6 protein-coding genes are annotated in these 9,261 nt (G+C 25.0%); 2 read left to right on the top strand and 4 right to left on the bottom strand.

What is annotated here, in order from left to right:
- Positions 1-21 precede the first annotated feature (21 nt).
- The 4 genes from QOZ93_RS11150 to QOZ93_RS11165 all read right to left on the bottom strand — a co-directional run bounded on the left by QOZ93_RS11150 (position 22) and on the right by QOZ93_RS11165 (position 3,971).
- On the bottom strand, positions 22-879 hold the full coding sequence (locus tag QOZ93_RS11150; RefSeq protein WP_307356502.1) for a hypothetical protein: 858 nt from the start codon (positions 877-879) through the stop codon (positions 22-24).
- Positions 880-1,185: 306 nt separating this feature from the next.
- Positions 1,186-1,794, bottom strand: a complete 609-nt coding sequence (gene lepB / locus QOZ93_RS11155; RefSeq protein WP_307356505.1) for a signal peptidase I — start codon at positions 1,792-1,794, stop codon at positions 1,186-1,188.
- Positions 1,795-1,912: 118 nt separating this feature from the next.
- A complete protein-coding gene (locus tag QOZ93_RS11160; protein WP_307356507.1) occupies positions 1,913-3,274 on the bottom strand; it encodes a HAMP domain-containing sensor histidine kinase in 1,362 nt (453 codons plus the stop codon).
- Positions 3,264-3,971, bottom strand: a complete 708-nt coding sequence (locus QOZ93_RS11165) for a response regulator transcription factor (protein ID WP_307356509.1) — start codon at positions 3,969-3,971, stop codon at positions 3,264-3,266. The genes QOZ93_RS11160 and QOZ93_RS11165 overlap by 11 nt, the downstream gene beginning before the upstream one ends.
- Positions 3,972-4,365: 394 nt before the next feature.
- On the opposite strand from QOZ93_RS11165, the gene QOZ93_RS11170 reads away from it, so the two are divergent.
- Positions 4,366-6,408 carry a methyl-accepting chemotaxis protein gene (locus QOZ93_RS11170; protein ID WP_307356511.1) on the top strand — a complete coding sequence of 681 codons (2,043 nt, stop codon included), beginning with the start codon at positions 4,366-4,368 and terminating at the stop codon, positions 6,406-6,408.
- A 366-nt stretch (positions 6,409-6,774) separates the two neighbouring features.
- A complete protein-coding gene (locus tag QOZ93_RS11175; RefSeq protein WP_307356513.1) occupies positions 6,775-8,820 on the top strand; it encodes a methyl-accepting chemotaxis protein in 2,046 nt (681 codons plus the stop codon).
- Positions 8,821-9,261 lie beyond the last annotated feature (441 nt).

A 9,261-nucleotide genomic window follows, 5' to 3' on the forward strand; every position in this document is an offset into this window, starting at 1 on the left:
TCTCCTTTAGACTAATTATTTTTAATCCCAATATGAACTAAAAGAACTTACAACTGAGGCATATGGATTAACTGCTATTATAATAGCTTGTTTATTATTTTCAAAATTTTTTTTCTTGAATACAACACTATATCCATCTTTTGAACTTTGTAAGACAGTAACACTTTCTATATCCTTTAATTTCTCATTTTCTGTTCTCTTAAAAAAGTCTTCTGCAATTTTTTTAGCCTCTTCTTCAGATATTTCATTTTCTTTTTCTTCTATTGAATAATCATACATATCTATACGTTCTATCTTTTTACTTCCCTTATTTATTACTATATTAAGATAATATTGTGTTCCATTTAATTTTCCAACCCAATCGGCAGAAATTATATCCCCCTTATTTTCTTGTACTACAGGTTGCTTAAGTTTAAATTTAATGCTCCCATCTGTAGGAACATTTACTTCATAATATTTTTTAAAGGCTTTACTAATTAAATTAATCAGATCTTTTTCAGAATCTAAGTCTACCTTATCTACGTCTAATTTTATATTATCTTTTTTCTTATTTTCACTTTTTTCTACTTTATGCTTATTATTTTCAGTGTTCTTTTTCTCATTTATGGAATTTCTATTTTCTATTTCTTTTTTTTCATTCTGAGTTTGTTTTTCTATATCATTTTTACTTTCTTCCTTATTTATATGTTTCTCTATTTTGGCTTGTTCTCCTTTATTTTCTCCATTAAATTTATTATCATTTTTACTTTCTTTAATCTCTATTTTATCAGTAGCACTGTTATTTTCTTTTTTATTATGTCCCAAAAATACCATTGTTGTCACTGTTAAAATCATAATTGAAGCCACAGCAACTGTTAAAATTATCTTCTTTTTTTCCATTCTTATTCTCCTATTCCTTTAAGACAACTTTACTTAATATCTTAATAATTTTAACTTTACAGGTATATTTTTTTTAATTAATTTAAAATATATTTATCTAAAAATTAAATATTAACATATCTACTATATATTATACCTATACCCGTACACTGAATGGTTACAGAATTATTAATTTATCCAAAGTTTTCATCTTTATTTATAGATGTTTAAATAGCAATATTATTATATATTTAAAAAAAAATAAAAGCCATATAAATTTTATAAATTTACATGGCTTTTTAATAGTTATTTTAATCTACTTAATTTTTATTTTAACTTTCCAAATCTTTTTATTGGTGTAACGATAAACTGTGCTTTTCCCATAACTTTATCTTTACTAATATAAGGTTCATCCCATAACCTTGCATCCTTTGAATTTGCCCTATTATCACCTAAAAATAAGAACTTATCTTCTGGTACCTCAAATTTACTTTCAATTCCCAATTGATTTACCACATAAGGTTCATTTTGCTTTTGTCCATTTATATATAAATCTCCATTTTCTTTTATTTCAATTCTATCTCCTGGAAGTCCTATTAATCTTTTTATTAAATCTAGTTGTAATTCATCTGAGTGAAATACAATAATATCTCCTCTTTTAAGCTTATCTGTATTATGAACTCTTGTAACTAAAATTTTATCTCCTTCCATTATAGTAGGACGCATAGAACCTGATGGTATCTTTATAAGATAAAACCAAGTTTTATGTATTATCATAGCAAGTACGAATGCTATGGCTATTGGTAAAATCCATTCTTTTAAATAATATTTAACACCTTTTTTCTCATTAACTTTTCTTCCTCGAAAAACACCATCTCTACTTCGATCACTAGATTCATTAATGTTATCTATGTTATTACTATTATCTTTATCCATTCAAAAACCCTCCTATTCACACATCTAGATTTATGATAACTTATATTATATTCTTTATATAATATCAATGCAATACACTAGTATTTTCATGATCTTATAATAATCCTACTATAAGTCTTTACTTATTTAGTATAATTTTAAATTCTGTACCTACTCCTTCTTCTGTAATCAAATTTATTTTTCCATTATGAAGTTCAACTATTTTTTTCGTTATAGCAAGTCCTAATCCACTTCCCTCTTTAGAGTTTCTTGATTCATCAACTTTTACGAACTCTTGAAATACCGTAGATACTAATTCTTTCTTTATTCCTATACCATTATCTCTTATATGTAGTACAACTTTATCTTGTAGCTCTTTTAAGAATATATCTAACTTTGTACCTTCTTTATTATATTTTAATGAATTAAGTATTAAATTACCTATTGCTCTTTCCATTTCTTTTGAATCAAAATTAAGTTTTATTACCTTTTCAGGAATATCTAAATCTAGTTGAAAATTTTTTTCTTCTATATCTCCATAATAGAATAAAATAGTTTCTCTTAAAAACTCACAAAAATCTTCTTCTTTTTTATTTAAAACATAATTAATACTATCTAATTTTGCAAAGGTAAATAATTCATTGACTAGATAATCTATTTTTCTAGTTTTATTATATATATATCCTAAATAAATTTTCCTTTCCTCATTATCTTCTACCCTATCCTCACTTAATGCCTTAGAATATCCCATAATAGATGTTATTGGAGTTTTTATATCATGTGAAATATCTCTAATAATCTTTTTCTTACTTTCTTCTGCCAAGATTTTTTCCTTGTTTACCCTTTCTAATTCATCCGCCATATAGTTAAAAGAATCTCTTATTTGCTCTATTTCTTTATAACTTTTAAACTTTAATCTAACCTTAGTATTTCCTTCTGTCATTTCCTTTAAAGCTATTTTAATTTTGTTTAAGGGCTTAGTTATTGCATTTATAGATGTGGTTGCCATAATTACTATGATTAAAATTATAAATATTATAGAAACCATCAGAGAATTTACAGTAAATCTATTTAACTTTTTAAACTTTACTTGATTCTGCTCTTTATTTTCCTCCTTAGGTATTTTAACTATATAAATAATATTGTGATTTTTTTTATCTTTATCATATACCTTTATATCAAAATCTGATTTAAGCTTTTCATTATTAAGAACAGATTCAATACTATATTCTTTTATATTATCCTTTTTATTTCCTATAACATTTATAATCTTGTTATCTTTAACTACTTCAATCCAACCTTCATTCTTTAAAATTACTTCTTTATCTAAATCATTATAATGTTCTTTGAAAATAGTTTCATTAGTATCTACATCATTAAAATTTAAACCTATTTGATATATAAATGATATACCAAATATAAAAATGGCTAAAATTAAAGATATAAAAAAAATCAAATAATTACTCAAAAAAATATGTATAATACTTTTTTTAATCTTCATCCTTATTTCCCTCAAATCTATAACCTAAGCCTCTTATTGTTTTTAAATATTGAGGAGATTTTGTATCATCCTCTATCTTTTCTCTAACCTTGCTTATATGTACCATAATAGCATTATCTTCATAAAAATATGGTTCATTCCATACAGATTCAAATAAATTTTTCTTTGTAAATACTTTATTAGGATTTGTCATAAACAATTCTACAATTTTATATTCTGTTGATGTTAATTGAACCTCTTCTCCATTCTTCTTTAGTGAAAATCCTTCTTTATCTAAAACTAAATCACCTATTGTTATTACATCTTTTTTACTATTAGCTTCTTCCCTATCTACATTTATATTATATCTTCTTAATTGGGCATTTACCCTTGCCATAAGTTCTAATGGATCAAAAGGTTTTGTTACATAATCATCAGCGCCTAGATCAAGTCCTATAATTTTATCAAATCCTTCTCCTTTTGCCGATATAATTATAATTGGGAAATCTTTGCTTTTTCTTATATTCTTTATTAGATTATACCCATCCATGTTAGGCATCATTATGTCAACAATAGCTAAATCGACTTTTTCATTTTCTAACTTTCCCAATGCCTCTATACCATCATACGCCTTTATTATTTTATAATTATTTTTAGAATACAAATCTATTAAATCTACAATTTCTCTTTCGTCATCAACTACAAGAATTTTTTTCATAAATTATTCTCCTTTAAACTTATAATCTATTTTAATATCCTGTTTAGCATATTTTTTATTTATATATTGTGCCATACTTTCATTGATTATTTTACCATGTCACTACTATTGGCTCAAATTTTTTAATAACTTATTATTTGTTAAATTTTTTTTAATTTTGTATTAACAATTTAATCTTAAATTCATTTATACTTTAATTCAATTTTAACTCATCGATATATATACTATCCCTGATTGAACTTTAAATCATATTATAGGTTAATTAAAATTATATTTTATAGAAGCATTTATCATAATATAAACTTAATTTATTTACCTAACTAAGATTACCTTATTCATATATATATTTCTAAAAATAACATTACACAAAACTTAATTAACACGGAGGAAAAAAATGAATACTACAAAACAAAAGTTAAGATTTCAACTTACTAATATTACAAGTATAAAGACTAAAATGCTATTGTGTTTATTGCCAATTATACTTATAACTTGTATTACTTTATCATCTTTTGCATATATAAATGCAAAAAAAACTTTAGTAGAAAGTAGTACTGAATTAATGTTACAAGTAGCAAATAATGCCGCTAACAAAATTGATACTCAATTAATAGATATACTAAAAGATTTAGAAGTACTTGCAAGCTCCCCGAGTATCTGTGATCCCAAAACTTCTTGGACAGTAAAAAAAGATTTTTTAAATACTAATTTAGAAATAAATAAACATGAATTAATAGGTATTGCTGATACTACTGGTAAGATAGTTTATACTAATGGTAATTCACTAAACATAAGTGACAGAAACTTTTTCACAAAAGCAATGGAAGGTACCTGTTTTATTTCTGAACCCTTTGTAAGCAATATAGATAAAAAATTACGAGTGGCCTACTCTACCCCTATAAAAGATAAGAACAATAAGGTTATTGGAGTATTAGTCGCAATAAGGGCTGGAGATGATTTAAGCAAAATAACCAATAACATTTCTTTCCTATCTACGGGTGAATGTTTTATGTTAGATAAAGAAGGTACTTATATTGCAGACAAAAGTCAGTCCTTGGTAGATAAAAGAGAAAATGCTATTAAGTCTCACGGTAATGATAGTTCCTATAATGGTTTTATTGATCTTGAAAAAGAAATGATCGCTGGGAAAACTGGAATTAAAACATATAATTTTGATAGTGTAAAAAAATTTGGGGCATATACTCCTATAAAAACAACAGGTTGGTCTTTATGTGTATATATTCCTCATGGGGATTTATTAAGTAGACTTAACACTTTAAAATATAGTTGCATATTTATTACCATAGTAATTTTAATTTTTATGAGTTTTATAATACTTTTAATTAGTTCTGTTCTTTCTAATTCATTAAAAACTTTAAGAAATCACATGAACATAATTGCTAGTGGAGATTTTACTAATAGTATTGATGAAAAACTTACTAAGAATAAGGATGAAGTTGGTGATATTTGTATGACAATGGAACAAACTCAACTTTCTATCAGTAATATGATTAATTCTATTAAAGAATCAGCTTTTGATATAGACACTAACTCAACCAATTTAGCTGCAATTTCTGAAGAACTATCTGCTTTAACTCAAAATATAACTACAGCTATTGAGGAAGTCGCCTCTGGAACTAGTAAACAATCTTCTGACCTAACGACTATATTAGAAGATTTAAATGAGTTTGGAGATCAAATTTCAGATATTAGAGCACATGTTGATAAAATTAATATAATGTCTATAAATATTAATAAAAACTCTGAAAAGAGTAATAAAGATATGCAAAAATTAATAAATTCCCTTGAAAACTTTAATAAAAACTTTGCTAATTTCTCTAATAATATTAATGAAATGAATGGAGATATAAAAACTGTAAATGAAATTACTGATTTAATAAATAGTATAGCTGAACAAACTAACTTACTTGCATTAAATGCAGCTATTGAAGCTGCAAGAGCTGGTGAATCAGGCAAAGGTTTTGCTGTTGTTGCAGATGAAATAAGAGTTTTAGCTGAAAGAAGTAGAGAATCTTCAACTAACATATACAATATCATAGGAAATTTATTAAATAAAACTAAAGCTATTGTTAATGAAACTGAAAAAATGAATTTAGAATTAAATGAACAAAGGTCCACTGTAGAAAGTTCATTAGAATCATTTAATGATATTTCTACCTCTGTTGCAGACATAACCCCAAGAATTAATGAAATAACAATTGCTTTTGATAATATTGATTTAAGTAAAGAAAATATATTAAATAACGTAGAAAATTTATCATCCATTTCAGAAGAAATTTCTGCAGCATCACAAGAAATTGCAGCATCTTCCGATGAATTGAATAAGTCAAGTTCTGAAGTTGCATATAGTGCTCAATCTCTTACTACTAGAACTTCTGAAATGACTACAGAGATAAATAAATTTAAAATAAATTAAAATTTTTTAAGGCATAGATCTAAAAAGGGTTTATGCCTTTTTATTACATTTTTTCTCTATTTATAGACAAATTTTATTACTATACATTTAATTTTTTGCTTATATCGTTTCATTTTTTCAATTTTTTTAACTTTTCTACAATTTTGTCTTTAATTTTCTTTTATTAACTCGATATATTATATTGTTGACTTTAAACTTAAGTATTTAAATAAACCTAATTAATTACTTTTTAAATGAATTTATATTTTTAGTTTATTTTTATAAAAATTCTCACAGGATTTTAACTTTTAGAAATTAAGATCTGTATATAAAAATAAACCATTAATATAGTTTTCTAAAACATATAGTTACTCGGGGGGATTATTAATGAAAATTAAACATTCAAAGAAGAAAGGAAAATTTTCAACATTTCATCTTACTACAATTAAAGCTAAAATGTTAACCTGTTTATTACCACTTGTACTTATAACCTGTATTACCCTTTCCTCTTTTTCTTATTTTAATGCAAAAAAAACTTTGGTTGATAGTAGCATTGACCTTATGTCGGAACTTAGTCAAACTGCTAATGAAAAAATTGAAATTGAATTAAATGAGACCTTGAAAAATTTAGAATCACTAGCAAATGTTCCATCAGTTGCAAATCCTAAAACTCCATGGAAGGTAAAAAAACAATTTCTATCTTCTAACTTACAAATAAATAAATATATGGCTATAGGTATTTCAGATGTTTCTGGGAACCTACTATATACTGACGGAGTGAATGTAAATATAAAAGATGCTAAATACTTTAAGAAAGCTTTAGATGGTAAAAGCAATATCTCGGAACCTTTTGTAAATGATATAAATAACAAACTTACTATATCATATAATGTTCCTATAAAATTTGAAAATAAAGTTGTAGGTGTATTAGTTGTTGTAAAAACCGGGGATGAATTAAGTAAGATGTGTAATAAAATTTCATTCTTATCTAAAGGCGAAGCTTTTATATTAGATAGAGATGGAATTTACATAGCTAGTAGAGTACAAAAATTAGTGGATACTCGTGAAAATACTATTAAAGCTCGTGCCAATGATAAATCTTATAAAGATTTTATTGAAATAGAAAAAAGAATGATTGCAGGACAAAAGGGATTCGGAAAATATACTTTTGATGGTGTAACTAAGTATGTTGCATATAGTCCTATTAAACTTACTGGTTGGTCTTTTGGAGTGTATATTCCTGAAGATGTATTATTAAGTAGATTAGATGCTTTAAAATATAGTTGTTTTTTGATAACCATAACTATTTTAATTATTATGAGCATTTTAATTATTTTCTTTAGTTCAGTACTTTCTAAAGGTTTAATTTCTATTAAAGAACATATGAAAAAGATAGCTGACGGAGATTTCACCATGGCATCTAATGAAAAACTAAAAAATAATAAAGATGAAATAGGTGATATCTGTAGAACTATGGAACACTCTCAACATTCTATACGTTCTATGATTAAATCTATTAAAGATTCTTCACTAGATATAGATTCTAACTCTACAAATTTAGCTGCTATTTCTGAAGAATTATCGGCATTGACTCAAAATATATCCACTGCTATAAACGAGGTTGCCTCTGGTACAACTAAACAAGCTTCAGATTTAAGTAGTATTTTACAAACTCTTAATGATTTCGGAAACCAAATAAATGAAATGAAGAACCATGTTGATAACATTAATTTAATGTCAGATGACATTAATAAAAACTCTCATAAAAGTAATACCGATATGGAAAACTTAATTATTTCACTAGAAACCTTCAATAATAACTTTGCCGATTTTTCAAATAATATTTCAGATATGAATACAGATATTAAAACAGTAAACGAAATTACTGATTTAATAAATAGTATAGCTGAACAAACTAATCTACTTGCTCTAAATGCTGCAATTGAAGCCGCTAGAGCTGGTGAATCTGGTAAAGGCTTTGCTGTTGTTGCGGATGAAATAAGAGTATTAGCAGAACGTAGTAAAGAATCTTCAACTAATATCTATAACATAATTGGCAACTTGTTAAATAAAACTAACGTTATAGTAACTCAAACGGAAAAAATGAATAATGATTTAGATATTCAAAAACAAACTGTTGAAAGTTCCATTAAATCATTTAAAGATATTTCTACTTCTGTTGAAAAAATATCTCCTAGAATTAATGAGATTTCAATTGCATTTGATAGTATTAATTCCAATAAAGAAAATATATTAGACAATATAGAAAATATATCTTCAATTTCTCAAGAAATATCTGCATCCTCTGAAGAAATCGCAGCTTCATCTGATGAATTAAATAAATCCAGTACTGAGGTAGCATCAAGTGCTCAATCTCTTACTGCTAGAACTACGGATATGACTGCTCAAGTTAATAAATTTAAAATAGATTAACTCTAATAAAAAACATGATGTTTATGACATCATGTTTTTTATTAGATATTATTTTTTAATTCTTACTATATAAATTTGTTTTTTACAACAAAAAACATACTTATACATACATTACAATTTTTATATTTTTTTCTTCTTGTTTCTTATAATTTTGATATTTAACTCGATATATATAGTAAACTTATGATAGTATTCACAAATATTACAATAAAATTAAATCTTAAATTAAATACTACCTATTAATATTTATCTTATTATCAAATTTAGATGCTTATGAAAAATTTGTCTATTACAAAATATAAAAACTTAATCAACAATTAAATTTTTATATTTTTAATATATTATGGGTTCTGTTAATTAATTATGAAAGATTAACTATCTCAATCGCAAAATTACGAATTTAAGCGTTAGCTTGGAATAATTATATATATAAATTTAAAA

This window comes from Hathewaya limosa, from assembly GCF_030815255.1.
In the GTDB taxonomy this organism is placed as follows: Bacteria; Bacillota; Clostridia; order Clostridiales; family Clostridiaceae; genus Hathewaya; species Hathewaya limosa.

Coding starts and splice junctions, on each gene's coding strand:
- QOZ93_RS11170 (WP_307356511.1), top strand. CDS start 4,366: ATGAATACTACAAAACAAAAGTTAAGATTTCAACTTACTAATATTACA.
- lepB (WP_307356505.1), bottom strand. CDS start 1,794: ATGGATAAAGATAATAGTAATAACATAGATAACATTAATGAATCTAGT.
- QOZ93_RS11175 (WP_307356513.1), top strand. CDS start 6,775: ATGAAAATTAAACATTCAAAGAAGAAAGGAAAATTTTCAACATTTCAT.
- QOZ93_RS11150 (WP_307356502.1), bottom strand. CDS start 879: ATGGAAAAAAAGAAGATAATTTTAACAGTTGCTGTGGCTTCAATTATG.
- QOZ93_RS11160 (WP_307356507.1), bottom strand. CDS start 3,274: ATGAAGATTAAAAAAAGTATTATACATATTTTTTTGAGTAATTATTTG.
- QOZ93_RS11165 (WP_307356509.1), bottom strand. CDS start 3,971: ATGAAAAAAATTCTTGTAGTTGATGACGAAAGAGAAATTGTAGATTTA.